Here is a 24,143-nt window from a genome sequence, read left to right as displayed (position 1 = left end):
TGTCCCGTGCCCACTCATCTGCAATGTCTCCTTTAGGAGCTTCCATGAACACGTCTTCCCACCTGCATCGGCTGAGCGTCGCTCTCAACGCCCGTGACCATGAGCTGCGCCCGGCATTGTCCGGGTTCCTTCTATTCCTCTGCCTTTTCGCGGGCTACTTCATGCTGCGTCCGATACGCGAATCAATGGGCATCGCGGCGGGCATCGAAAATCTGCAGTGGCTGTTCACCGTGACCTTTCTGGCCATGCTGGCGGCCGTTCCGCTGCTCGCCTGGCTCAGCTCTCGGGTACCTCGCCGGCACTTCGTCGATTGGGTGTACGGCTTTTTCGGCATCAACCTTCTGGTGTTCGTTGTGCTGTTTCAGCTCCAGCCTGATAGCACCTGGTTGGCGCGCGTTTTTTACGTATGGATATCGGTCTACAACCTGTTCGTTGTGTCTGTGGCCTGGAGCCTGATGGCAGACGTGTTCGACAGCGAGCAGGCCAAACGCCTGTTTGCCTTCATTGCAGCCGGCGCCAGCGTCGGCGGCCTGCTGGGGCCAGCCCTGAGCGCAGCGCTTATCGGCTCTGTTGGCACGTCCGGGCTGATGTTGCTGGCGGCTCTGTTGCTTGGTCTGGCGTTGGTTTTGAAGCAGGTACTGATGCGATGGCGTGAAGATGGCGGCGCCGGCAGGCCAGGCGCGGAGCCGACGGAAAACCCCCGCCAGCCATTGCCCGGTAATCCGTTCAGCGGGTTGACGGCGGTGCTCAGGTCGCCTTATCTGCTGGGGATCGCCGGGTTCGTGGTGCTGCTGGCGACGGTCACTACCTTTCTCTACTTCGAGCAAGCTCGCTTGGTTGCCGAGCGTTTCCCCGATCGCGAGGCGCAGGTCAGAGTCTTCGGCATCGTTGACTTCATCGTGCAGGCAGGCGCTTTGCTGTCCCAGCTGTTCATTACTGGCCGCATCGCGCAAAAGGTCGGTGTGCGTGTGCTGCTGGCGATCGTGCCGATGCTCATGTGTATCGGGTTTGTCGGCCTCGCACTGGCGCCCGGATTTGCCCTGCTTGCGGCGGTAATGATCGTGCGACGAATCGGTGAGTACGCATTCGTCCGCCCCGGAAGAGAGATGCTGTTTGCGCCGTTGGACGCCGAGAGCAAATACAAGGCCAAGAACTTCATCGACACAGTGGTCTATCGAGGCGGAGATGCCGTCAGCGGCTGGGCTAAAAGTCTGCTCGACATGCTCGGGCAGGGTAACAGTCTGGCTGCGCTGATCGGTGCGGCTTGCGCGCTCCTGTGGGCCTATCTTGGATGGCAACTCGGGATGCGGGCCGATCATGGACAGAAGCCCAGGCCAGTTACCTCCGGTGCCGTCGGAGCCTGAAGCCCGAGAGCTCGCTGCCATTTTCTCCGGCAGAAAACCAACAGCTGCGCGCGGAGTTGTTGTCATCCGTGCGCGGCGTGCGCAGGAGTCGGCAACCATCTGATCGTTTGCTGACGTAGACGTCGTGCATGGCACGCCTAACTACCTCAAATTCGCCAACCGCCAAGCCCGCCATTCGGCCAAACGAAAAGGGAGATATGGCTGCCCGTTGCGCTTTTCCAACTGATTACATACGGCGTAGCGTTGTTACTGTGACCTGATGGTGGCAATGGGCCGGCTTATAGAGCCGGAAAAGGTGGTTTGTCTAGTCTTATAGCTGCCATTTTTTCTTAAAAAAACATTGACAAGAATTTTTATGCACATACGACAAGGCCCGACCACAACACGCTTTCAGGGCGTTTCCTCTGTTTGGCTGTCTTGACTTAAGTGACTGATTTATAACGTGTAAATGCTATTGGGCAAAAACTCGCCGATCTGTTCCTAAGCCGCGCCAGTCGGGCCTTTGGGCGAGTCATCCCACTTATGTGCACAGCGTTATCCACAGCTTCTGTGGATAACATATAAAGCCCCGATACAATGGGCTTTGAGGCTCCACTGCCCGGGCAAAGCTCGACTTGGGTCGCGACGAAAAGCGGCTTTTCACCCAGGTCTGGCGATGCGAACTATGAACAACCGTCGCAGAGCGCGGCGCAATCTTGACAACAGCGGAACGCTCCGTTCGGAGTGTTATGGTATAACATCTAAATCGGAAGCGTTATGAGTAGTCGGAAGGTTTCAGCAGGTTTTATCGGGATGGCAGTAGCGACTGGCATAGGCGCTATGCCTGCGATGGCGCAGGACGCAGAAACGGCAGTTCTGGAGGAGGTTGTGGTCACGGCCGAACGAGAGCAGAGAGACGCCGCTGCGGGGTATCGAGCCAGACGTTCGATAAGCGCAACCAAGACGGACAGCCCGCTGGAGGAAATCCCGCAAGCGGTCAGCGTCATTCCCGACACGGTCCTTGAAGATCTAGATAGCCCGCGCATTGAAAAGGCGTTGGATTACGCCGGCGGTGTGGCGCGTCAGAACGACTTTGGCGGCCTGACCATGTATGAATACAGCATCCGCGGGCTGACCACCTCGGAGTTCTACAAGGACGGTTTTAGCGTCAACCGCGGTCACATGAATCCGCAAGACGCTTCCAACGTTGAGCGCATCGATGTTCTCAAGGGGCCAGCGTCCAGTCTCTATGGCCACGGTGATCCCGGCGGCACCATCAACATCGTCAGCAAGCGTCCCCAGAACGACCAATTTGCACGTCTGGATTTGAGCGCTGGCCGCTGGGACCGGTATCGCAGCAGCCTGGACGTGAACACGCCACTGGATGATGAAGGCAAAATGCTCTATCGCATGAATCTCGCGGTGGAGGACAACCAGAGTTTCCGGGATTACCGTTCCGGCGACCGCCAGTTCATCGCACCGGCTTTCAGTTGGGAGCTGACGCCGCAGACCCGCCTTCTCGTACAAGCCGAGGTCATTCGCAACAGTCAGGTGTTCGACCGCGGTGTGGTGGCGCCGAACGACCGGCTCGGCAACGTCTCACGCTCGACGTTCCTGGGGGAGCCCGAAGACGGTGATATTCAAAACAACAATGAGAGCCTGCAGGCCGAGATCGAACATGACCTGAATGCCAGCTGGACGGTCCGTCTCGCCAGCCATTACAAGCAGGGCCGCCTGAACGGTGGCGCCACCGAGGCGAGCAGCTTCGCTGATGCTCGAACGATCAACCGCGAGTACCGCTACCGAGACTTCGACTGGCAAGACAGCATTACCCAGCTGGAACTGCGCGGCTTGGTCTACACCGGTAGCGTCGAACACAACCTGCTGATCGGCACCGAGTATGAGCGCTATGCGAAGAACGAGCGGCTGCTGCGCTCAAATCCGGTGTCACAGATCGATATCTATCAGCCGGTGTACGGCCAGCCGCGGCCACCGTTCAGTGTGGGGCTCAATGGACGCAGCACCGATCGGCACGAGCTGGTCCATTCCCGTTCGCTGAACTTGCAGGACCAGATGCGTTTCACCGAAAAGCTCTTCGGTGTCATCGGTGCTCGCTACGACCACTATGAACATCGCCTGGATAACGAAGTAAGCGGCACGCGCACCGAGCAGACTCACGAAAAGCTGACCCCGCGTATCGGCGCGCTGTATCAGTTAACGCCCAATGTCGGCATGTTCGCCAACGCCTCCCAATCGTTTAAGCCAAACGGTGGCGCGGACGCGTCCGGCGCGGCTTTTGACCCGGAAGAAGGGCTGGGTTACGAGGCCGGCTTCAAGCTGGATTTACTCGACAGCCGTCTCGGTATGACGGTCGCCGCCTTTCATCTGACCAAGGAGAACGTGCTCACCGCTGACCCTGCCGATACGACCTATCAGGTTGCAGCCGGTGAAGTCCGTAGCCGCGGTATCGATCTTCAGCTAACCGGTCAGCTTACCGACCAGATTCGCGTCATTGGCGCCTACGCCTATGTCAATGCCGAAGTTACCGAGGACAACACCCTTGCGCGCGGAAGCCGTCTGCTCAACGTGCCTGAGCACAGCGGCAGCCTGCTTGGCGTTTACGAATTTCTCGATGGCGGTTTGAGAGGACTGGAACTGGGCGGCGGGGTGAACTACGTCGGCGAGCGATCCGGCAACGTCTCGGACAGCGGCTTCGAACTGCCGGGCTATACAACCGTGGATTTGCTAGCACGCTACAAGGCTACGGAAGACTTGACCTTGGGTGTGAACCTCAACAACGCCTTCGACCGCACTTACTACGAGCGCTCTTACAGCAATGTTTGGGTGATGCCGGGTGAACCGCGCAACCTCAGCCTGAGCCTGTCGTTGAATCTGTAATGCCTGACCCGGCTCGGTCCACGAACCGGATACCAATCCCCATTTATAGGAAGAAGAAATGAGCAAGCAACACGCGAAAATAACCGCTGCACTGATCGCGATGCTGATGGCAGGTCAAGCCTGGGCCCACGGGATGTGGACGGAGGAACGGCGCGGCAACATCGAGGTCATTTACGGCCACGGCCCCGAGGACAACGCCTATGACGCGAAGAAGATTTCCGGAGCCTGGGCGACCAACCTGTCCGGCGGGAGAATACCCGTCACAGTCGAGCGGCTCGACGATCATGCCCGTCTTCAGCCTTTGGATGACGCAGCGGTGATCAGCGTGGCGCTGGACAACGGCTACTGGACGCAAGCCGCGGATAAAAAGTGGCTGAACGTCGGTGAAACCCAAGTGCCGGGCGCACTGGACTCCGGTCGCTATTACAAATACAGCCTGGCGGTTCTGAAGGAAGGTGCGCAGCTACCCGCGCTGGACAAGCTCAAGCTGGTCATCGTGCCGCAGCGTGATCCGCTTGCGGTCGACGTCGGTGACGAGCTGGAGGTGCAGGTGCTGGTGGATGGAAAAGCCACAGAAGGCATCGATCTGATCGGCGACTACGTCAACGACCCGGAAAGAGTTGTCGCCACCACTGATCAACAGGGCAGGGCTCGAATCCCAGTGCGCAACCGGGGCCTGAACGTGATCGCGGCAGCGACCACGGTCGACAGTGACGATCCGGACGCACGCGTGCGCGGTATGTTCTCGTCGCTGACCTTCGTCAGCGCCGATCACAAACACTGATTGCAAGCGCCGCCCAGGCAGCGGCGGCGCAACCTGATCAGAGCCAGCCTTTCTCTTTATAGAACCGCTCGGCGCCTTCGTGCAGCGGTGCGGTGAGGCCTACGCGGATCATGTCCTTGGCTTCCAGGCCGGCAAAGGCAGGATGCAGGCGCTTGAACCGTTCGAGATTGTCGAACACGGATTTGACCAACTGATACACGACGTCCGGATCGGTCTTCTCCATGGTTGCCAGCACCGCCTTGCCGCCAATGGAAGGCACCGCCGCGTCCACGCCCGGGTAGAGCCCGGCTGGAATTTCGGCCGCGGTGTAGTAATCGGCACCCTGGAGAAACTTATCGATTTCCGTACCGCTGACCGGAATCAGCTCGGCTTCGACATTCGTCAGTGCCTCCTGAATGGCACCGCTGGGATGGCCGACTACGTAAGTGATCGCGTCGAGGTTGTTGTCGCCGAGCGCCGAAGCCATTTCCGCGGGCTTGAGTTCGCCAGCCAGAGAGAAGTCGGCGTTGGTCCAGCCCTTGGCCTTCATTACTTCGTCGAAGGTGTCGCGGCTACCGGAGCCTGGAACGCCGATGTTCACCCGCTTGCCCTTGAGATCATCGAAGGTCTTGATGCCGCTGTCGCTTCGGGCGACGACGGTGAGAATCTCGGTCTGCAATGAGAATACCGCCCGCAACTCTTCGATCGGACCGTCCTTGTCGAACGGAGGGAGGCCATTCAGGGCCTTATGCTGGTGGTCGGATTGGATGAAACCGAATTCGAATTCGCCGTTTTTCAACGACACGATGTTAGTCACGCTGCCGGCGGTGGACGGCGCATTGCATTTGATTGCCGGCTCCGTCTCGGCGCGATTGAGAAACCGGCATATCGACTGGCCGGCGGTATAGTAGACGCCGGTCTGGCCGCCCGTGCCGATGGTGACGAAACGCTCCTGGGCCACGACCGTGGTCGCACTCAGCGAGCCCGCTAAGACACAGCCCAGCAAGCTGATACGGATATTCTGGTTCATCGTCATTCCCTCTCATGTTGTTGTTATTGGGTGAAACAAGGTCAGCCACGTCGTCTATCGCGGCAACGGCGGCCTATCCGGCTTCGCTGCAAGCGCTGCTACGCAACACCGCCTCAGGCGCTGGCGGCAATAACCATGATTTCCACGAGCACGTCCGCCGACGCGAGGCGTGCTTCCACGGTTGCCCGCGCGGGTGCGCAGCCGGTCGGCAACCACTCACTCCAGACGACGTTCATCGCCGCGAAGTCGGCGTCGATGTCCTTCAGCCAGATCTGTGCACTGAGCATTCGCGAACGGTCGGAACCGGCTGCGGCCAGCAGATCGTCTATCTTCGCCAGCACCTGACGGGTTTGCCCGGACACGTCCTCGCTGCGGTCATCCGGCACCTGTCCGGCGAGAAAAACAATATTGGCGAAGGTCACGGCGGCAGACATGCGTTCATTGCTGTTGATGCGCTGCAAGGTCATACGGAGTCCTCTGTTTTAAAGTGAAGTTAGGACGTAAGCGCCAGGCCATCCAGCGCAACGCCAGGTCGCTTGTTACTGATCAGGTCGCAAAGCAGCTCGGCGCTGCCGCAGGCCAGGGTGAAACCAAGGCTGCCGTGACCGACGTTGAGCCAGAGATTGTCAATGCCAGTAGCGCCAAGCAGCGGCGTACCCTCCGGGGTTGCCGGGCGCAGGCCGGCCCATTGGGTCGCGCTGCGATAATCTCCCGCGGCAGGGAAGGTCTCGCTGGCGAGGCGTTGCAGCATCGCGATCCGTCCGTGGTCGAGGTTGGCATCCCAGCCGCCGATGTCGACCATCGCAGCAACGCGCAGTTGTTCGCCGAGGCGTGCGTACACCACCTTGTTGTCGTAATCGGTCACGTTGGTTTCTGGAATCCCCAACCGGCTATTCAACGGCAGTGTCAGGCTATAACCCTTGAGCGGATAGATCGGCAGTTCGATGCCGAGCGGCCGTAGTAAGGCGACGCTGGCGGCACCGGCGGCAACAACCAAATGGTCCAGCTTCAGTTCCTCCTTGCCGACATTCAGCGAGCGAGTCCGGCCACGCTCGCTGTGCAACGCGTTGACCGCCTGCCCACTGTGCAACCGAAAGCCCGGTGACTGTTCCAGCCGCTCGAGCAGGCGCCGACAGAACAAATGACAATCGGCGACCTCATCGCCCGGCGAATAGATTCCACCTCGTAGTTCTCCAGCCAAGGGGAGCAGCGCAGGCTCGATTTCGGTGCACCGCTGGGCGTCGAGCACTAATTGATCTGAACTCGTACCGAGCCCGGCAGCGGCTTTGTCGAAATTCGCACCATCACGATAGATCACCAGCTTGCCATTGGCGCGCCAGGCGAAGTCGCTCAGCCCATCGTGCTCGCGCCAGCTACGTAAGACTTGCTGACTGTGCAACGCCAGGCGCAACAGGTGCGCCGCGTTGCGCTGGTTGGTCGAGCGCCGACAGGCGAGCAGAAAGCGCAGACACCAGCGCCACTGCTGCATGCTCATCCGTGGCCGGAAACGCAGAGGTGCGTCGGCGCCGCGCAACATCCAGCCGAGCGCCTGCAGCGGGACACCCGCGTCGGCCAGAGGCGAGACGTAGCGATAACTGAGCTGGCCGCCGTTGGCAAAACTGGTCTCCAGCGCAACCTGATCGCGCTTTTCGATCAGCTCGACCTGATGACCCTGGCGTATCAGTGCATAGGCCGTTGTCAGGCCGACAACCCCGGCACCAATTACCGCAATTCGCATCGCTTCGCTCCCTGATCGTGGTAACAGGAGCCTATGGCGAAGGCGAGCGCAGCGGCCAATGAAAGGATGGAGACAATGCATAACCTGAGGTTATGCTCTGGCGGATCAGATCAGGAACATACGCATGCGCCTTCGCCACATCGAATTGTTCCAGGCCATTTTGCAGACCGGCAGTGTTACCGCCGCGGCGCAGCTGCTGCATATCTCACAGCCGGCGGCGAGCAAGATTCTCAAGCATGCCGAGCAGCAGCTCGGATTCGCGCTGTTCAATCGTGTGCGCGGCAAACTGCAGCCGACCGCGGAGGCACGCATCCTTCAGCAGGAAACCGAACGCCTGGCGGCTGACTTGCAAAACCTTCGGCGTTTGGCGGATAACCTCGGCCGCGGAGAAGACCGTGCGTTACGACTGATCTGCACACCCGCGTTGGCACAGGCGCTGCTGCCCGATGCGTTGCGCTGCTGGCGAAGCCGCTTCGCCAACACGCCGTGTCAGCTCGCGACTCAACACACGGCGGAAATCGTAGAGGCGTTGCTACTGCGCGAAGCCGATCTTGGGCTGACATTGCAGGCCGTGGAACATCCAGGCCTCAGCAGCCAGATCCTCGCGCAAGGGCAAATGATGGTGATCGCCCCGAGCGGTTGGTGGCCCAGTAATGTATTGCAGCAACCCTTGCGGCTTGAGGAGCTAGCCGATGCGCCACTAATCGGGCTGGACACCCGCGATGCGCTGGGCGGCCTGCTGCGAGGCCATCTGGAGCAGCTCAGCCCACCACCGCGCATCGATACTTGGGTACAGACTTATCAGTTGGCGCGTTCACTAGTAGCCACCGGGCAGGGGATTGCACTGGTCGATCCGCTCACGGCGTTGGCCAACGAAGGGCAATTGATTCAGGCACGTCCACTGGAGCCGCTGATCCCGGTGCCGCTGTATGCGCTAGTACGAGCGCAGGAAGCGCCTTCTACGGCGCAGTTGGAGTTGCTGGACCAGGTTCGCCAGCACGCAGACAAGCTGATGGCCGCGCAGGGACGGCTGCGGGAGATGCAGCTACAGCGTTTCGGTGAATCGAGTTGAACGAACGGTACTCGGTCACTCCCGGTAGAACACCTGCACGAGGTGATAACCGAACTGGCTTTTCACCGGCCCATGCACCTCACGCAACGGCTTCTTGAAAATGATTTGGTCGATGCTGCGCACCATCTGCCCGGGGCGAATTTCGCCTAGGTCACCGCCTTTCTTCCCGGATGGGCAGGTGGAATATTTCTTCGCCAGCACATCGAAGGCTTCGCCGTTGGCGATGCGCTTTTTCAGCTGCGCGGCTTCGGCTTCGGTTTTCACCAGAATGTGGCGCGCCATGGCTTTGGGCATTGCATTTCTCCTCGGGGTGCGGCGGCGATTGTAGTCAGCGCGCTGGTAAAACCGAAGCAGCATAACCACCGTGATGACCGCTCGGCCGGAAAAAAAGCCGACGAACGGTAGTTATGAGCTCTGCATGTTAGCGCTACCATTCGGCGCAACAATCATAACGCAGCACGTCGATGCTGCCGGAGAGCCGATAGTGGATTCCCACTCCAACAGCGATTTTTCTGCTATCAGCCGCGTGCTGGTGGTTATGGGCGTCAGCGGTTCAGGCAAGACCGAAACCAGCCATGCCGTCGCCGATGCACTGGGTTTTCGTCATATCGAAGCCGACAACTTTCATCCCGAAGAAAATGTTGCACGCATGCGTGCCGGCACACCGCTATCCGACGCTGATCGTGTCGAGTGGCTGCAGAAGCTCATCATCGAGATGCAAAAGGCAATCGACGACGACGTTGGCTTCGTGCTCGCCTGTTCCGCACTCAAGCGCCGCTACCGCGACCTGCTGCGCGATGCGGTTCCCGCCTTGCGTTTCGCCCATCTGTCCATCGATTACGACACTGCCGTTCAGCGCGTCGGTGGCCGTGCCGGGCATTTCATGCCGATTTCTCTGGTGGACAGTCAGTTCGCCACGCTTGAATCGCCGGAAGGCGAACCGGGTGTGCTGGTGGTCGATGCCAGCGAGCCGCGCGAGCAGGTGCACGAAAAAATCGTCAGCTGGATGCAGCGCGACCCTGGATTGGAAATCGCCGATCGAGAGAATCTTTCCGCGCATCCGCTTGATAGCGCTAACACAGAGCTGGAGCGCGGCGCTGAATTGACCAACGCGCCTATTTACAGCGGAAAAGTAGCGCAGAGCTTCGATCGGATCACCGATTGGCTGATGGCCGCTTTGCTCGCTTTTATGGTGATCGTGGTGTTCAGCAGCGTGGTGCTGCGTTACGCCTTCGGTACCGGTTGGACTGGCGCCGAGGAGCTTTCGCGATTGGCCTTCGTCTGGCTGGTCTTTGTCGGCGTCGCCTCCAGCATGCGCCGGGGCGAGTTGATGGCCTTCAGCATAATCCGCGATCGCTTTCCGCGACTGGCCCGCCGCGTGGTCGATTCGACCAGTTGGCTGATGGTAGCGGTTGCAAGCGGCATGGCCGCTCTGGGCGGATGGAATCAGATGCAGTTCGGCTGGAACATCAACAGCCCGGTAGTGGGATACCCGTTGGCTGTGGCGATGTTGCCGGTCATGGCGAGCATGATCGCTCTGACGGTCCTGGCGCTTCTGCAGTTAGTGAACGTGTGGCGCGGGCAGCCCCAGCCGCATGCCGCTGACGCCAATGTAACGGCCGACTGACCTTCCGATAACAACATGGGCAATGCCCGCCAGAGGACCGTACATGACTGTCGTCGTCTTCCTTTCTTCACTGTTTGGGTTCATGGCCTTCGGCATGCCGATCGCATTCGCGCTGATCCTCACCGGCGCGGTGCTGATGTGGTACCTGGATTTCTGGGATGTGCAGCTGATTGCGCAGAACCTGCAGGCTGGTGCCGATAGCTTTCCACTGCTGGCCGTGCCGTTCTTCATTCTCGCTGGTGAGTTGATGAACGCCGGTGGCATTTCTCGCCGGATCATCAACATGGCGCAGGCCTATTTCGGCCACAAGCGTGGCGGCTTGGGGTATGTCGCGATTGCCGCCTCGGTGCTGCTGGCAAGCATGTCCGGCTCGGCGCTGGCGGATACCGCGGCGCTGGCCACGCTGTTGCTGCCGATGATGCGCGAGCGCGGTTATCCACTGAGTTCGTCATCGGGTCTGGTAGCGGCCGGCGGCATCATCGCCCCGATTATCCCGCCCTCGATGCCCTTCGTGATTTACGGCGTGGTGACCAACACGTCGATCAGTCAACTGTTCCTTGCCGGTATGGTGCCCGGTTTGATTATGGGCGCGGGTCTGGTGGTGGCCTGGACGCTGATTGCGCGCAAAATCGAAGAGCCGCCGCAAGCGAAGGCCACCCGTGCCGAGCGCCGCAAGGCGCTGGTCGACGGAGCAGCCGCCTTGATGTTGCCGGTAATCATTGTCGGCGGGTTGCGCGGCGGGCTGTTTACTCCAACCGAGGCGGCGGTAGTGGCGGCAGTCTATGCGCTGGCTGTTTCAACCTTGCTGTATCGCGAACTCAGCTGGCGCGGCGTGATTGAAGTGCTGACCCGCGCGAGCCGCACCACGGCATCGGTGATGTTCCTTTGCGCTGCGGCAATCGTCTCCGGCTACATGATCACGCTCGCGCAGCTGCCGGATGAGATCGCCACGATGCTCGGCCCGCTGGCGCAAGATCCGAAGCTGCTGATGGTCGCCATCATGGTACTGATGATCGCGATCGGCATGGTTCTCGATCTGACACCGACCATTCTCATCCTTGGCCCTGTGCTGGCGCCTATCGCGGTCAAAGCTGGTATCGATCCGGTGTACTTCGGCGTGATGTTCGTATTGATTGGTTCCATCGGTCTGATTACGCCGCCGGTGGGCACTGTGCTGAACGTCGTCGGCGGTATCGGTCGATTGCGCATGGAGACGCTGGTGCGCGGCGTGATCCCATTCTTCGTTGTTTATCTGGTTATCGTCGCACTGCTGGTTGCCGTGCCGTCGATCATCACCGTGCCGCTGCAATGGCTGCGCTGATCGGGGCGAGACTCGCTCCGACTGGCTGCAGCGGTACGCAGTTTCTGCCTCGGCGGGAGACGCTTCACCTTCATTTCATCCACAACAACAAAAGGTAAGACAGCATGAAACGATTTCTCATAGCGGCCCTGGCGGCCACCACGCTCGGTAGCGCCATCACCGCGGTCAGCGCACAGGCAGCTGATGACGTCCGTTCGCGGATGATCCGCTTTGGTTATGGCCTCAACGAAGACAGCAACCAGGGCAGGGCGGCGAAGCTGCTTGCCGAGGAGATCGCCAAGGCGTCCGACGGCAAACTCAAAATGCGGACCTTCGCCTCCGCCAGCCTGGGATCGGACGATCAGATGCAGAACGCGCTGATGGGCGGCGCGCAGGAAATGATGGTTGGCTCGACGGCAACGCTGGTTGGCATTGCTGAGGAAATGGCGGTTTGGGACACGCCGTTCCTCTTTGAAAGCGAGAAGCAGGCGGATTACGTGCTGGATGGCCCGGTCGGGCAGAAGGTCATGGATGCGCTGGAAGAGAAAGGGCTGGTTGGCCTGGTCTACTGGGAGAACGGCTTCCGCAACCTCACCAACAACGTGCGGCCGGTTGAGAAGATGGAAGACTTCAACGGTATCAAGCTGCGCGTGATGCCCAACCCGGTGTTCATCGACACCTTCAAGCAGATGGGCGCCAACGCGGTTCCGCTGCCGTTCTCCGAGCTGTTCACTGCGCTGGAGACCAAGGCGGTCGACGGTCAGGAAAACCCCTACAACACCATCCTCTCCTCGAAATTCTTTGAGGTGCAGAAGTACCTGAGCGTGACCAATCACGTCTACAGCCCATGGATCGTCACGGCGTCCAAGCGCTGGTGGGATGGTCTGTCCGAGGCCGAGCAGAACATCATCATGGACGCGGCGAAGAAGTCGCGTGATTCGGAGCGCGAAGACACCCGTGCCGAAGCCCGCGAAGCCTTGGCACAAATCGAAGAGCACGGCATGGAGATCAACAAGGTCAGCCCTGAAGAAATCCAGCGTATGCGCGAGCAGGCCAAGCCGGCGATTCAGACTGTGATCGATACGGTGGGTGAGCCGCTGTTCAACGAAGTCCAGGCCGAGATTGCAAAGGCTCCGAAGTGATCTGGCGCGCCCCTGCGGGGGCGCCGTCCCGTTGTAGAATCTTCTTCTCTCCTCGCTGGATCACGCTATGAGTTCTCGCCGTCGCCGTTCGCTGGAACGGGCCACGTTATCCGACGTCGCGCGCAGCGCCGGTTGTTCGCTGATGTCCGCCTCGCGTGCATTGTCGCAACCCGACCGAGTGTCCGACGCGTTGCGCGAGCGAGTCATGGCGGCGGTCAAGACGCTGGGTTACGTCCCGCATACGGCGGCGCGCAACCTGGCGAGCGCCCGCTCGAACCTCGTGGCAGTGATCATCCCCTCATTATCGAACGCGGTGTTCGTAGATACCGTTGAGGCCATTCAGCGCGTGCTGATGCCGGCCGGTTACGAGCTGATGATCGGTGTCAGCCATTACCACCCCGAAGAAGATGAGCGCTTGCTACGTGCCTACCTGGCGCATCAGCCGGCGGGGCTGTTGGTTACAGGCTTCGAGCGCAGCGACGCTGCGCGAGAAGTGCTTGGCAGCTATACCAGCCCCATCGTTACGCTGATGGAGCTGAGCGATGCCGATGAAGAGTATTGCGTCGGGTTTTCCCAATTCGAGGCGGGCGCGGCGATGACTCGCCAGTTGCTGGAACGTGGGTACCGCAACATCGCTTTTGCCGCTGCGCAGCTCGATCCGCGTACATTGCAACGCGCCGAGGGTTACCGAAGCGTGATGCGGACAGCGTCTCGCTATGACGCTGCGTTGGAAATGCTAACGCCCGAGGTTTCGTCCATCGGTCTGGGCGCCGAATTGCTCGATAGGCTGCTGGCGAAGCATCCGGAAATCGATGCCATATTCTTCAACAACGACGACCTGGCGCTGGGCGCACTGTTTCGTGCGCGTCAACTGCAGCTCGCCGTGCCGCAGCGCTTGGCAATTGCCGGCTTCAACGACCTGCCGGCCGCGGCATGGATGCATCCTGCGCTGAGCACCGTACGCACCATCCGCGGTGAAGTTGGCAAGCTGGCCGGGCAGATGCTGCTCAGCCTGATGCGTGGCGAGTCGCCGCCAAAACGGCGAATCGATGTGGGCTTCGAAGTGGTGATGCGCGAAAGCGCATAAAAAAACCGGCAAGCGTTGCGCTTGCCGGACCTCTCTTTATTCGGCTTGCTGCGCCGCAGTGACCTGCTGGGCGATCTCGATCATCTGCTCGCGCATCCAGCGATTGGCCGGGTCCTGATCCGTGCTTTCGTGCCAATAGATGTGCGTCTCCAGTGGTGGGATTTCCACTGGTAATGGAATCTGATGCAAGTCATGGCGCCGCGCGAAACGCTCCGGCACTGTCACCGCCATGTCGGTGTGCTGAATTACTTGAGTGGCCATCATGTAATGCTGCGAGCGCAGGGCGATCTTGCGCTGTTGCCCCATCTTACCCAGCGCCAGGTCGACCATCCCCAGACCGCTGCGCCGGCTGGAAATGTGAATGTGCGACAGCGACAAATATTCCTCGACGCTGAGTTTCTCCTTCGCCAGCGGATGACCGCGACGCATGGCGCAAACATAACGGTCTTCCAACAGCTTGACGTGACGCACCTGCGGGTCGGTATTTAGCGGGGCGTCCATGGCGAAATCGAGACGGCCAGCAGCCAATTCCTTGGTGGTTTCGCGGCGCTTGGCCAGCATGCTTTCGATTTTCACGTTCGGCGCCAAACGACGCAGACGCTGAAACAATGGCGGTAGCACCACCGCCTCGGTGAGGTCGGTCATGCTGATGCGGAACGTCTTGTTTGCCTGCGCAGGGTTGAAGGTCCGGCTTTCCTGCACCGAGACCCGTAACAGCTGCAGTGCATTGCGCACCGGTCCGATGATGTTTTGCGCCATCGGCGTCGGCACCATGCCTTGTGCTGTGCGCACGAACAGCGGGTCATTGAAGGTCTCCCGCAAGCGGGCCAGGGCGTTGGAAACGGCGGGCTGAGTGATGCCGACGATCTGCCCAGCGCGGGTCAGGTTCGCCTCGGTGTAGATAGCGTCGAAAACGATGAACAGATTCAGATCGACCTTGTTCAGGTTCATTGTTGTGCTCTCCGGCGTGTATCGGAATTCGCCGATCATATATCGGTGATGAATGTTTATACACGAGGAAAATAGCTTAGATAAATCGTTGGGCGTCCTCTAGCATCTTAAAACTACAAAACGTTACCTGCAGAAGGTCTGTCGCCATGGATTTCGCCTATTCCCCCAAGGTTCAAGAGCTACGTGAGCGCGTCCAGGCGTTCATGGATGCGCATGTCTATCCCGCCGAGAAAATCTTTTATCAGCAGGTGAGCGAGGGTGACCGCTGGCAACCCACCGCCATCGTCGAGGAGCTCAAAGCCAAGGCTAAGGCCGAAGGTTTATGGAATCTCTTTCTGCCGGATTCCGAGCTGGGCGCCGGGCTCACCAATACCGAATACGCACCGTTGGCAGAGATCATGGGTAGCTCAGGGCTCGGCCCGGAAGCCTTCAACTGCTCCGCGCCCGATACCGGCAACATGGAGGTGCTTGTGCGCTACGGCAGCGAAGCGCACAAGAAGCAGTGGCTCGAGCCGTTGTTGCGCGGCGAGATTCGTTCCGCCTTCGGTATGACCGAGCCGGGAGTGGCTTCGTCCGATGCAACCAACATGCAGGCCCGCGCCGTTCGCGAGGGTGACGAGTGGGTCATCAACGGCCGCAAGTGGTGGACCTCCGGTGCCTGCGACCCACGCTGCAAAGTAATGATCTTCATGGGCCTGACCAACCCGGACGCACCGCGCCACCAGCAGCATTCGATGATCCTCGTACCGATGGACGCGCCGGGCCTGAAAGTACTGCGACCGCTGCCGGTGTTCGGCTATGACGACGCCCCTCATGGTCATGCCGAAGTGCTGCTGGAAAACGTTCGCGTGCCGTACGAAAACGTGCTGCTCGGCGAGGGCCGCGGCTTCGAGATCGCTCAAGGGCGCCTTGGCCCAGGCCGCATTCACCACTGCATGCGCTCCGTGGGTGTCGCCGAGCGTGCGCTTAAGCTGATGTGCGAGCGCTCGGTCAACCGCACCGCGTTCGGCAAGCCTCTGGCGCGTCTCGGCGCCAACCTGGATCACATCGCCGAGTGCCGCATCGAGATCAACATGGCGCGTCTGTTGACGCTAAACGCGGCGTACATGATGGATACCGTGGGCAACAAGATCGCCGCGAGCGAGATTGCCCAGATCAAGGTCGTCGCCCCTAACGTGGCGCTAAAGGTAATCGATCGAGCCATCCAGATTCATGGTGGTGCCGGTGTTTCCGAAGACTTCCCGCTGGCGCACTGGTGGGCCATGCAGCGCACGCTGCGCCTTGCTGACGGCCCGGATGAGGTGCACCGTGCTTCGATCGCCAAACATGAACTGGGTAAGTACTTTCCGCGGGAAATGTTGCGTAGCCGCTAAGGCGTCGCTAACACCGGGCAAGAGGCAAAGCCACGCGAGTGGCTTTTGCTTTGATGGCTGACCGAACGAGGCGGGCCGAGCGACCGTAGGGTGGGCTTCAGCCCACCAGCACAGTCATCGGTGGGCTGAAGCCCACCCTACAAACTGTTCGCGATTATTTGATGGTGTGATCGCTGGAATTGGATAAAGCGTTCGCGAGCAAGCTCGCTCCTACGGTTCGTGCGGCTCCGGCCCTTGTAGGAGCGAGCTTGCTCGCGAACAGGTCTGCAGCCGCACGAACCGCTAAGGACACCATTACGTCCGCTAACTATAAAGGCCGGCTACCAGCCCTCGATAACGCCGGTAGGCCCGTTCATAGGCATCGAATGCACTGGCGGACGGCTCGACCGCAGTTGCCTCGTCAACACTGACGCAGCGCTGGCATAGTGCTTCGAGACTGGCTTCAGGGTCGATCTGTCTCGTATGGCACCAGGCAGCCTGGATTGCGCCACCCAGCGCCGCAGCCTCGCTGTGCGTGGCGCAGATTACCGGTGTATCCATGACGTCCGCGACGATCTGCCGCCACAGCGGATTCTTCGCGCCGCCACCAATCAACTGAATCCGCTCGCTACGAATCCCACTCTCGCGTAGCAGGTCCAACCCGTAGCGCAAGCCGAAGGTCACGCCTTCGACCACTGCACGACATAGGTTCGCTCGGGTCAGGTTATCTGCGGTGAGGCCATGCAGACTGGCAGTGGCTTGGGGCAGGGCGGGTACGCGCTCGCCGTTTAGGAAGGGCAGCATGGTCAAGCCTTCGGCTCCGATCGGTGCTTGCGCCGCCAATGTATTGAACTGTTCCAGATCAAGTTGCAGCAGCTCGCGGATGGCGCCGTTGGCGTTGGTCAGGTTCATGGTGCAAATCAACGGCAGCCAGCCACCACTGGACGAGCAGAAGGTCGCAACGGAGGGCTGTGGACTGATGCTCGGCTCATCAGAATAAGCGTACAGCGTCCCGGATGTGCCCAGGCTCATGGTAATTGCACCGGGGCTGATGTTGCCGGTACCGATCGCTCCCATCATGTTGTCGCCACCGCCGCTCGATACGATGGCCTGTGGGTTCAGGCCCAGCCGCTCCACCAGTTCCGGACGTAGCCGGCCGACCGGTTGATCGGACTTGATCAGCTCCGGCAGCGCGGCTACGAGGCGACCGCTGGGATCAATATGCCGCAGTATTTCGATGTCCCACCGTCGCGCGCGCACGTTGAAGTAGCCGGTACCCGAGGCGTCGCCGTACTCGCTGCAGCAACGCCCTGTTAGCCAGTAGTTGAGGTAGTCGTGCGGCAGCAAGATATGCGCAATGCGCTCGAACAGCTGCGGATGCTGCTGCTTCATCCAGAGCAACTTGGATACGGTGTAGCCCGGCGCAATGACCACACCGAGCCGTTGCAACGAGCCGCGTTCACCGCCCAGCCAATCCAGCAATCGCCGGTTTTCGTCGGCCGATTCGGTGTCGCACCATAGCTTGGCCGGGCGGAGTACTCGGCCTTGGCCATCCAGCGTGACCAGGCCATGTTGTTGCCCAGACACACCGATACCGAGCACACGACTGCCATCCACCCCGGCCTCGGCTAACGCTGCCGCGGTAGCTCGCTGGAACGCTTCGATCCATTGCGCCGTATCCTGCTCCCGACGGCCGTTGGGGCCGCTGTTCAGTTCGTGGCTGGCCGAACCCTGACCCAATACCTCGCCGTTATCGGCATCGAGCAACAGCGCCTTGGTGCCCTGGGTTCCGCAATCGATGCCTAGAAACATTGGCTGGCCTCCGTCAGCGGGTCAGCAACAAGTCGAGGGTGCCGCTCACGCCCAGTGTGCGCAGTCGCAGCAGGTTGCGCTCGAAGGCGTCACGGAACGCTAGTGAACGGGGGACCTGCGAGCCAAATATTTCTTCTCGTCCGAGCAACCGCTCGGCAAGCCCCTCGTCTTCTTCGATCAGCGACTGACAGAACTCTGCCCGCGGATCGGGAATACTGTATTGGGTTCCGTTCTCGTCCTCTCCTTTGAGGTACATCGCCCATGCGGCCACGACCAGTGCCGCGCGGTCCAGCTCGGCACCATCAGCGATCAGACGATTGAGAGTTGGCACGGTGAACTTGGGAAATTTAGAGGAGCCGTCCGAGCAAACCCGCTCCAGTTGATCGGCGATAGCGCAATTGGAAAAGCGATCGATCAGGGTCTGCTTGTACTGCGTCAGATCGATGCCGGGCACGGGCGCCAGCTGCGGTGTGACGTCGTCATCCATATAGCGGCGGATGTATTCGACGAACAGCGGATCGGCCATGGTTTCATGCACGAAGCGATAGCCGCGTAGGAAGCCCAGGTACGTAAGCGCGAGATGACTGCCGTTGAGCAGCTTTATTTTCATCTCCTCGTAGGGCGCGACGTCATTGGTAAACTGCACACCGACCTTCTCCCAGGCCGGTCGACCGGCGACAAACCTGTCCTCCAGCACCCATTGCACGAAGGGTTCGCAGACCACGGGCCAGGCGTCATCGATACCGTGTTTCTGGCGGAGATCCTTGCGGTGCGCTGCGCTGGTCGTCGGCGTAATACGGTCGACCATTGCATTAGGGAAACTGACGTTCTGCTCGATCCAGCTGGCCAGGTCCGCATCGACCAGATTGGCGAAGGCCAGGGTTGCCTTGCGGGTGACGTCGCCGTTATGCGGCAGGTTATCGCAGGACATGATCGTAAACGGCCCATTACCTTCACAGCGGCGCTTGGCAAGCGCTGCGCAGAGCAGGCCGAAAACGCTGATTGGAGTGCTTGGATTCTCCAGGTCGTGCTTGATATGCGGCAGCGTGGCGTTGAACTGCCCGGTGCTGTCATCGAGGCAGTAGCCGCCTTCGGTAATGGTCAGCGAAACGATGCGGATCGCCGGGTCGGCCAGCCGGGCGACCACGGCTTCGGGACCATCCCGTGTAACCAGCAGCATGTCGCGAATGCTGCCCACCACTCGAACTTCGGTATCGGGTCGATCGTCGAGTTCGACCAAGGTGTAGAGGTAATCCTGCGAGGCGAGGGCGTCGCGCATGGACAACTCGTTGGCGCGCGTGCCGATACCGCAAATTCCCCAGTCGAGCCCTTCGCCGGTGTTCATCAAGGCATCGGTGTAAGCCGCCTGATGGGCGCGGTGAAAGCCACCGATGCCGATATGGGCGATCCCAGCTGTGACCGATTCGAGCGTGTAAGACGGGCGGGCAACGTGCACCGGTAGCTGCGGCAGATTCTGTTCATTCAATTTCATGTCAGGCCTCGCTGGGCGTGTATTGAGGAAAGCCGTAGCCGAATCGCGGGCGCCAGGCGGCAGCGATTCGCCAGCAAGCTGGCTCCTACGTGGAGCAGCGGGAGTCAGGCCACTTGTTGCAGCGGTTGGCCAATCGCCAGGCCATTACTGTCGAACAGATGGCAATGGGCAGCGTCCAGGGTCAGCTTCAGCGCTTCGCCATAGCGCGGGGTAAAGTCACCGCGGATGCGCATGGTCAAAGGTTCGCCGGTCTGGGTAATGACGTGGCAGTAGGTGTCGCTGCCCAGCCGCTCGCTGACGTCGGCTTTCACTTCCAGCTGGCAGCTACCATCGGTGCTGCGGTTTAGGTGCTCCGGGCGGATGCCCAGCGTGACCGGATCGCCGATGGAAAGCGTCGCGCCGCCCAGCGGTAGATAGAGCCGGCACTGCGCGTCGAGCTCGACCTCGCAACCAGTGGCGTCGACATTTCGGATATGGCCCTTGAGAAAACCCATCTTCGGTGTGCCGAGAAAGCCGGCAACAAACAGATTGGCAGGTTGATGATAAAGCTCCATGGGCGAGCCGACTTGCTCGATGCGTCCGCCGTTGAGCACCACCACCTTGTCGGCCAGGGTCATGGCTTCGACTTGGTCGTGAGTGACGTAGATCATCGTCGCCTGCAATTCCTGATGCAGGCGCGACAGCTCCAGGCGCATCTGCACACGCAGTGCCGCGTCGAGGTTCGACAACGGTTCGTCGAACAGGAACACCTTTGGGTTGCGCACGATGGCGCGGCCGATGGCAACGCGCTGGCGCTGGCCGCCGGAGAGCTGGCGCGGTTTGCGTTCGAGCAACGGCTCCAGCTCCAGGGTGCGGGCCGCGGCCTCGATCTTGCGCGCCACTTCCTGCTTGTCGGCGCCGGCCAGGTCGAGGGCGAAGGACATGTTCTTGCGCACTGTCATGTGCGGATACAGTGCATAGGTCTGAAACACCATGGCCAGGTCGCGCTTGGCCGGGCCGAGGTCGGTGATGTCGCGGCCATCAAGTTCAATCCTGCCGCTGCTGACTTCTTCGAGCCCGGCAATCAACCGCAGCAGTGTTGACTTGCCGCAGCCGGACGGGCCGACGAAGACGACGAACTCGCGGTCGCGGATGTCCAGGTCGATGCCCTTGATGATGTCGTTGCCGTCGAAACTTTTCTTCAGGTTATGGACTTTAAGGTCTGCCATGTTCGAATCCTCTAGTTCTTGTCGATCTTGTCGATACGGCGGCGGTTATTTCACGGCACCGAACGACAGGCCGCGGACCAGCTGTTTCTGGCTGATCCAGCCGAATATCAGAATGGGGGCGCAGGCGAGGGTGGAAACGGCCGAGAGCTTGGCCCAGAACAGCCCTTCGGGACTGGAGTAGGAGGCGATCAACGCGGTCAGCGGGGCGGCATTGGAGGAGGTCAGGTTCAGCGACCAGAACGCCTCGTTCCAGCACAGGATCAGCGATAGCAGCATGGTCGAGGCGATCCCACCCTTGCTGATCGGTAGGAGCACGCGAACCATCTCCTGCATCAGCGTGGCGCCGTCCATGCGCGCCGCTTCGAGGATGTCGCGGGGGATGTCCTTGAAGTAGGTGTAAATCATCCACACCAGAATCGGCAGGTTGATCAACGTGTAGATGACGATCAGCACCGTGCGGCTGTCGAGCAGGCCGAACTGTTTGGCCAGCAGGTAGATCGGCACCAGCACGCCCACCGGCGGCAGCATCTTCGTCGACAGCATCCACAAGAGGGTGCCCTTGGTGCGTTTGGTCTCGAAGAAGGCCATGGAGTAGGCCGCGGGTATCGCGATCAGCATGCCCAGCGCAGTGGCGCCGAAGGAGATGGTCACTGAATTCCAGGCGTACTTAAAGTAGCCGCTGCGGTCCTGGATGTGCAGGTAGTTCTCCAGCGTCGGCGTGAAGATGAACTGCGGCGGCGTGGCGAAGGCGTCGATCTCGGTCTTCAGGCTGGTCAGGATCATCCAGAAGATCGGAAAGAACAGCAGCAGCGCCACGGCCCACGCGAACAGCCCGACGACGAGGGTGTTGAGGCGGCGACTTTGTTTGAGCGTTAGCATCGGTCTGCCCTCAGTATTTTTCGGTGAGATTCTTGCCCAGCATCCGCACCAGGATGATCGCCGCGATGTTAGCGATCACCACCGCGATCAGGCCGCCGGCCGATGCCATGCCGACGTCGAATTGCAGCAGCGCCTGGTTGTAGATCAGGTAGGCAAGGTTGGTAGAGGCGTAGCCGGGACCACCGCTGGTAGTGGTAAAAATCTCGGCAAAGATGGACAGCAGAAAGATCGTCTCGATCATCACCACCACGGCGATGGGGCGTGCTAGATGTGGCAGTGTCAGGTGCCAGAAGATCGCGATCGGGCCGGCGCCGTCGAGGCGGGCGGCTTCCTTCTGTTCCTGGTCGAGGGACTGCATCGCAGTCATCAGAATCAGGATCGCGAAGGGCAGCCACTGCCAGGACACGATGATGATGATCGACAGCAGCGGATGCTGGGCCAGCCAGTCGATCGGCTGCGCTCCGAAAAACTTCCAGACCGCGGCGAGGATGCCCGAGACGGGGTGATAGATCAGATTCTTCCAGACCAGAGCGCTGACGGTCGGCATGATGAAAAACGGCGAGATCAGCATGACGCGAACGATTCCACGGCCGGCGAAATCCGCCGCCTCCAGCAACGCGGAGATCAGCACGCCGAGCACCACGCTGATCAGCAGCACGCTGCCAACCAGCAGCAAGGTATTGATCATGCCGGGCATGAAGCCGGCATCGGTCAGGAAGTAATGAAAGTTCTCCAGCCCGACGAAGTCGTTCTCACCGGGATAGAGCAGGTTGTAGCGGATGACAGAGAAGTAGACGGTCATGGACAGCGGCACCAGCATCCACAGCAGCAACAGCGCAACGGACGGGCTGACGAGGAACCAGCTGGGGCCGAATCGGCGTGGCTTGCGCTCGTTCGACTCGCTTGCCGTATCGGTAACAGGCGCCTTGGACAAGGCTGTGGAGGTGGTAGCCATGGGCGTGCTCCGGCTGAAGAAAGGCCGATGAGGACTCAGCGAGCCCTCACTGGGGAGGTAGCGGCTGCCTACTTGGGCTGCTTACTTTGGATAGCCGGCGCGCTTCATTTCACGCGTGGTCGATTGCTGCACGGCGGTAAGCATCTGCTCGACCGGCATCTGGCCGGTGAGCGCGGCGGAGAACATTTTGCCGACCTGGGTGCCAATGGCCTGGAACTCGGGAATGGTCACCAGCTGAATACCCACATAAGGCACCGGCTTGGCCGATGGCGAGGCCGGGTCAGCCTGCTTTAACGATTCCAGGGTGATCTTGGCGAAGGGCGCAGCGGCCATGTATTCGTCGCTGTAGGTGGATTCGCGAGTGCCCGGCGGCACGTTGGCGACGCCGTCGGTTTCGGCGACCAGCTTGGCGTAATCCTGCGACGTGGCCCAGGCTGCGAAGGTCTTGGCAGCGTCTTTCTTTTGCGAGCTGGTGGGAATGGCCAGTGCCCAGGAGTAAAGCCAGGCTGAACCTTTATCGGTAGTTTGCTGAGGCGCGAAGGTGAAGCCGACTTTGTCCGCAACCTTGCTCTGCGACGTATCGGTGACGAACGAGCCAGCCACGGTCGCATCCACCCACATGGCGCATTTGCCACTGTTGAACAACGCGAGGTTTTCGTTGAAGCCGTTGCTCGATGCCCCCGGCGGGCCGTATTTGCTCAACAGGTCGACATAGAAGTTAGCTGCTTTGGTCCATTCCGGGCCGTTGAATTCCGGCTGCCAGTTTTCATCGAACCAGCGTGCGCCAAAGGAGTTGGCAACAGTGGTCACCAGCGCCATATTCTCGCCCCAGCCGGCCTTGCCGCGCAGGCACATGCCGTACTGGTCTTTGTCGGGTTTGTGCAGCTTCTCGGCAAACTCGGCCATCTGGGTCCAGGTTGGATGCTCCGGCATTTGCAGCCCAGCCTGATCGAACAGATCGGTGCGGTAGTAGGTCATCGAGCTTTCGGCGTAAAACGGCAGGGCATACAAAGTGCCGTCTACCGACAAACCTTCACGCACCGAAGGAAAGACATCATCAAGATCGTAATCGGCAGGCAAATCGGTCATCGGCGCCAGCCAGCCCTTGTCGCCCCACAGCGAAGCTTCGTACATGCCGATGGTGAGCACATCGAACTGGCCGCCCTGGGTGGCGATGTCCGTAGTCAGGCGTTGGCGCAGGACGTTCTCTTCGAGCACGACCCAGTTGAGTTTCACGTCGGGATGCTGTTCTTCGAAGGTCTTGGAGAGGCGCTGCATGCGGATCATGTCCGCGTTGTTGACCGTAGCGACGGTCAGGGTTTCGGCGGCATGGGCCACTCCGATCATCGCAATACAGGTGGTGCCGAGCAGGAATTTGGCGATTTTCATCTTGGACTCCTCTTCCACTGCCAGTGGCGGCGGAAGCGCTTATTGTTTTTGTTGTTGCTCGCGTACTCCGGTACGAGCGTCTCGCGAGCATTACAACGCCATGGA

At 60.3% G+C, this 24,143-nt stretch carries 20 protein-coding genes; 9 read left to right on the top strand and 11 right to left on the bottom strand.

The features are described 5' to 3' along the window. Positions 1-44 precede the first annotated feature (44 nt). The 3 genes from NAV33_RS01505 (at position 45) to NAV33_RS01495 (ending at position 5,025) form a co-directional block, all read left to right on the top strand. A complete protein-coding gene (locus NAV33_RS01505; protein ID WP_255976164.1) occupies positions 45-1,364 on the top strand; it encodes an NTP/NDP exchange transporter in 1,320 nt (439 codons plus the stop codon). A gap of 792 nt (positions 1,365-2,156) precedes the next feature. Continuing rightward, positions 2,157-4,241, top strand: coding sequence for a TonB-dependent siderophore receptor (locus tag NAV33_RS01500; RefSeq protein WP_255976985.1), 2,085 nt, complete (start codon positions 2,157-2,159; stop codon positions 4,239-4,241). 58 nt (positions 4,242-4,299) lie between these two features. After that, positions 4,300-5,025, top strand: a complete 726-nt coding sequence (locus NAV33_RS01495) for a DUF4198 domain-containing protein (protein ID WP_255976162.1) — start codon at positions 4,300-4,302, stop codon at positions 5,023-5,025. Between the two features lie 37 nt (positions 5,026-5,062). Here NAV33_RS01495 and NAV33_RS01490 read toward each other — a convergent pair whose 3' ends face one another. From NAV33_RS01490 to NAV33_RS01480, 3 genes are all read right to left on the bottom strand, one after another. Continuing rightward, positions 5,063-6,034, bottom strand: a complete 972-nt coding sequence (locus tag NAV33_RS01490; protein ID WP_255976160.1) for a TAXI family TRAP transporter solute-binding subunit — start codon at positions 6,032-6,034, stop codon at positions 5,063-5,065. A gap of 113 nt (positions 6,035-6,147) precedes the next feature. Further along, positions 6,148-6,501, bottom strand: coding sequence for a RidA family protein (locus NAV33_RS01485; RefSeq protein ID WP_255976159.1), 354 nt, complete (start codon positions 6,499-6,501; stop codon positions 6,148-6,150). Positions 6,502-6,527: 26 nt separating this feature from the next. Next, positions 6,528-7,853: a D-amino acid dehydrogenase gene (locus NAV33_RS01480; RefSeq protein ID WP_336605339.1), complete on the bottom strand. Its 1,326-nt coding sequence runs from the start codon at positions 7,851-7,853 to the stop codon at positions 6,528-6,530. A 43-nt stretch (positions 7,854-7,896) separates the two neighbouring features. On the opposite strand from NAV33_RS01480, the gene NAV33_RS01475 reads away from it, so the two are divergent. Beyond that, positions 7,897-8,844, top strand: a complete 948-nt coding sequence (locus NAV33_RS01475; protein WP_255976157.1) for a LysR family transcriptional regulator — start codon at positions 7,897-7,899, stop codon at positions 8,842-8,844. Between the two features lie 15 nt (positions 8,845-8,859). Here NAV33_RS01475 and NAV33_RS01470 read toward each other — a convergent pair whose 3' ends face one another. After that, complete coding sequence (locus tag NAV33_RS01470; protein ID WP_255976155.1) at positions 8,860-9,138, bottom strand: peptidylprolyl isomerase; 279 nt, start codon at positions 9,136-9,138, stop codon at positions 8,860-8,862. A gap of 244 nt (positions 9,139-9,382) precedes the next feature. On the opposite strand from NAV33_RS01470, the gene NAV33_RS01465 reads away from it, so the two are divergent. From NAV33_RS01465 to NAV33_RS01450, 4 genes are all read left to right on the top strand, one after another. Further along, complete coding sequence (locus tag NAV33_RS01465) at positions 9,383-10,471, top strand: gluconokinase, GntK/IdnK-type (RefSeq protein ID WP_255976983.1); 1,089 nt, start codon at positions 9,383-9,385, stop codon at positions 10,469-10,471. Between the two features lie 43 nt (positions 10,472-10,514). Further along, positions 10,515-11,792, top strand: coding sequence for a TRAP transporter large permease (locus NAV33_RS01460; RefSeq protein WP_255976153.1), 1,278 nt, complete (start codon positions 10,515-10,517; stop codon positions 11,790-11,792). Between the two features lie 104 nt (positions 11,793-11,896). Continuing rightward, positions 11,897-12,913 carry a TRAP transporter substrate-binding protein gene (locus NAV33_RS01455; protein ID WP_255976151.1) on the top strand — a complete coding sequence of 339 codons (1,017 nt, stop codon included), beginning with the start codon at positions 11,897-11,899 and terminating at the stop codon, positions 12,911-12,913. Between the two features lie 67 nt (positions 12,914-12,980). Further along, positions 12,981-14,000: a LacI family DNA-binding transcriptional regulator gene (locus NAV33_RS01450; protein WP_255976150.1), complete on the top strand. Its 1,020-nt coding sequence runs from the start codon at positions 12,981-12,983 to the stop codon at positions 13,998-14,000. A 36-nt stretch (positions 14,001-14,036) separates the two neighbouring features. Here NAV33_RS01450 and NAV33_RS01445 read toward each other — a convergent pair whose 3' ends face one another. Continuing rightward, on the bottom strand, positions 14,037-14,951 hold the full coding sequence (locus NAV33_RS01445; protein WP_255976149.1) for a LysR family transcriptional regulator: 915 nt from the start codon (positions 14,949-14,951) through the stop codon (positions 14,037-14,039). Between the two features lie 146 nt (positions 14,952-15,097). On the opposite strand from NAV33_RS01445, the gene NAV33_RS01440 reads away from it, so the two are divergent. Further along, positions 15,098-16,324 carry an acyl-CoA dehydrogenase gene (locus tag NAV33_RS01440; protein ID WP_255976148.1) on the top strand — a complete coding sequence of 409 codons (1,227 nt, stop codon included), beginning with the start codon at positions 15,098-15,100 and terminating at the stop codon, positions 16,322-16,324. A 303-nt stretch (positions 16,325-16,627) separates the two neighbouring features. On the opposite strand, the gene xylB is transcribed toward NAV33_RS01440, so the two are convergent. From xylB to NAV33_RS01410, 6 genes are all read right to left on the bottom strand, one after another. Then, the gene (gene xylB / locus NAV33_RS01435) at positions 16,628-18,115 is read right to left on the bottom strand and encodes a xylulokinase (RefSeq protein WP_255976147.1); all 1,488 of its coding nucleotides are present in this window, start codon (positions 18,113-18,115) and stop codon (positions 16,628-16,630) included. A gap of 13 nt (positions 18,116-18,128) precedes the next feature. Next, positions 18,129-19,607, bottom strand: a complete 1,479-nt coding sequence (locus tag NAV33_RS01430; RefSeq protein ID WP_255976146.1) for a mannitol dehydrogenase family protein — start codon at positions 19,605-19,607, stop codon at positions 18,129-18,131. Between the two features lie 104 nt (positions 19,608-19,711). Beyond that, the gene (locus NAV33_RS01425; RefSeq protein WP_255976145.1) at positions 19,712-20,815 is read right to left on the bottom strand and encodes an ABC transporter ATP-binding protein; all 1,104 of its coding nucleotides are present in this window, start codon (positions 20,813-20,815) and stop codon (positions 19,712-19,714) included. A gap of 45 nt (positions 20,816-20,860) precedes the next feature. Further along, entirely contained in the window at positions 20,861-21,694 is an 834-nt protein-coding gene (locus tag NAV33_RS01420; RefSeq protein ID WP_255976144.1) for a carbohydrate ABC transporter permease, read from the bottom strand. 10 nt (positions 21,695-21,704) lie between these two features. Then, positions 21,705-22,649 carry a carbohydrate ABC transporter permease gene (locus NAV33_RS01415; protein ID WP_255976143.1) on the bottom strand — a complete coding sequence of 315 codons (945 nt, stop codon included), beginning with the start codon at positions 22,647-22,649 and terminating at the stop codon, positions 21,705-21,707. 81 nt (positions 22,650-22,730) lie between these two features. Continuing rightward, the gene (locus tag NAV33_RS01410; RefSeq protein WP_255976142.1) at positions 22,731-24,038 is read right to left on the bottom strand and encodes an ABC transporter substrate-binding protein; all 1,308 of its coding nucleotides are present in this window, start codon (positions 24,036-24,038) and stop codon (positions 22,731-22,733) included. Positions 24,039-24,143 lie beyond the last annotated feature (105 nt).

The organism is Stutzerimonas stutzeri, assembly GCF_024448715.1.
GTDB lineage: Bacteria > Pseudomonadota > Gammaproteobacteria > Pseudomonadales > Pseudomonadaceae > Stutzerimonas > Stutzerimonas stutzeri_AR.
This window is presented reverse-complemented; position numbering and strand designations above follow the sequence as displayed.

What these genes read in the sequence shown, in the direction of transcription:
- NAV33_RS01450 (WP_255976150.1), top strand. Translation starts at nt 12,981, where the DNA reads ATGAGTTCTCGCCGTCGCCGTTCGCTGGAACGGGCCACGTTATCCGAC.
- NAV33_RS01420 (WP_255976144.1), bottom strand. Translation starts at nt 21,694, where the DNA reads ATGCTAACGCTCAAACAAAGTCGCCGCCTCAACACCCTCGTCGTCGGG.
- NAV33_RS01485 (WP_255976159.1), bottom strand. Translation starts at nt 6,501, where the DNA reads ATGACCTTGCAGCGCATCAACAGCAATGAACGCATGTCTGCCGCCGTG.
- NAV33_RS01455 (WP_255976151.1), top strand. Translation starts at nt 11,897, where the DNA reads ATGAAACGATTTCTCATAGCGGCCCTGGCGGCCACCACGCTCGGTAGC.
- NAV33_RS01415 (WP_255976143.1), bottom strand. Translation starts at nt 22,649, where the DNA reads ATGGCTACCACCTCCACAGCCTTGTCCAAGGCGCCTGTTACCGATACG.
- NAV33_RS01440 (WP_255976148.1), top strand. Translation starts at nt 15,098, where the DNA reads ATGGATTTCGCCTATTCCCCCAAGGTTCAAGAGCTACGTGAGCGCGTC.
- NAV33_RS01410 (WP_255976142.1), bottom strand. Translation starts at nt 24,038, where the DNA reads ATGAAAATCGCCAAATTCCTGCTCGGCACCACCTGTATTGCGATGATC.
- NAV33_RS01430 (WP_255976146.1), bottom strand. Translation starts at nt 19,607, where the DNA reads ATGAAATTGAATGAACAGAATCTGCCGCAGCTACCGGTGCACGTTGCC.
- NAV33_RS01495 (WP_255976162.1), top strand. Translation starts at nt 4,300, where the DNA reads ATGAGCAAGCAACACGCGAAAATAACCGCTGCACTGATCGCGATGCTG.
- NAV33_RS01480 (WP_336605339.1), bottom strand. Translation starts at nt 7,853, where the DNA reads ATGCATTGTCTCCATCCTTTCATTGGCCGCTGCGCTCGCCTTCGCCAT.
- NAV33_RS01460 (WP_255976153.1), top strand. Translation starts at nt 10,515, where the DNA reads ATGACTGTCGTCGTCTTCCTTTCTTCACTGTTTGGGTTCATGGCCTTC.
- NAV33_RS01475 (WP_255976157.1), top strand. Translation starts at nt 7,897, where the DNA reads ATGCGCCTTCGCCACATCGAATTGTTCCAGGCCATTTTGCAGACCGGC.
- NAV33_RS01505 (WP_255976164.1), top strand. Translation starts at nt 45, where the DNA reads ATGAACACGTCTTCCCACCTGCATCGGCTGAGCGTCGCTCTCAACGCC.
- NAV33_RS01500 (WP_255976985.1), top strand. Translation starts at nt 2,157, where the DNA reads ATGGCAGTAGCGACTGGCATAGGCGCTATGCCTGCGATGGCGCAGGAC.
- NAV33_RS01470 (WP_255976155.1), bottom strand. Translation starts at nt 9,138, where the DNA reads ATGCCCAAAGCCATGGCGCGCCACATTCTGGTGAAAACCGAAGCCGAA.
- NAV33_RS01490 (WP_255976160.1), bottom strand. Translation starts at nt 6,034, where the DNA reads ATGAACCAGAATATCCGTATCAGCTTGCTGGGCTGTGTCTTAGCGGGC.
- NAV33_RS01425 (WP_255976145.1), bottom strand. Translation starts at nt 20,815, where the DNA reads ATGGCAGACCTTAAAGTCCATAACCTGAAGAAAAGTTTCGACGGCAAC.
- NAV33_RS01445 (WP_255976149.1), bottom strand. Translation starts at nt 14,951, where the DNA reads ATGAACCTGAACAAGGTCGATCTGAATCTGTTCATCGTTTTCGACGCT.
- NAV33_RS01465 (WP_255976983.1), top strand. Translation starts at nt 9,383, where the DNA reads ATGGGCGTCAGCGGTTCAGGCAAGACCGAAACCAGCCATGCCGTCGCC.
- xylB (WP_255976147.1), bottom strand. Translation starts at nt 18,115, where the DNA reads ATGTTTCTAGGCATCGATTGCGGAACCCAGGGCACCAAGGCGCTGTTG.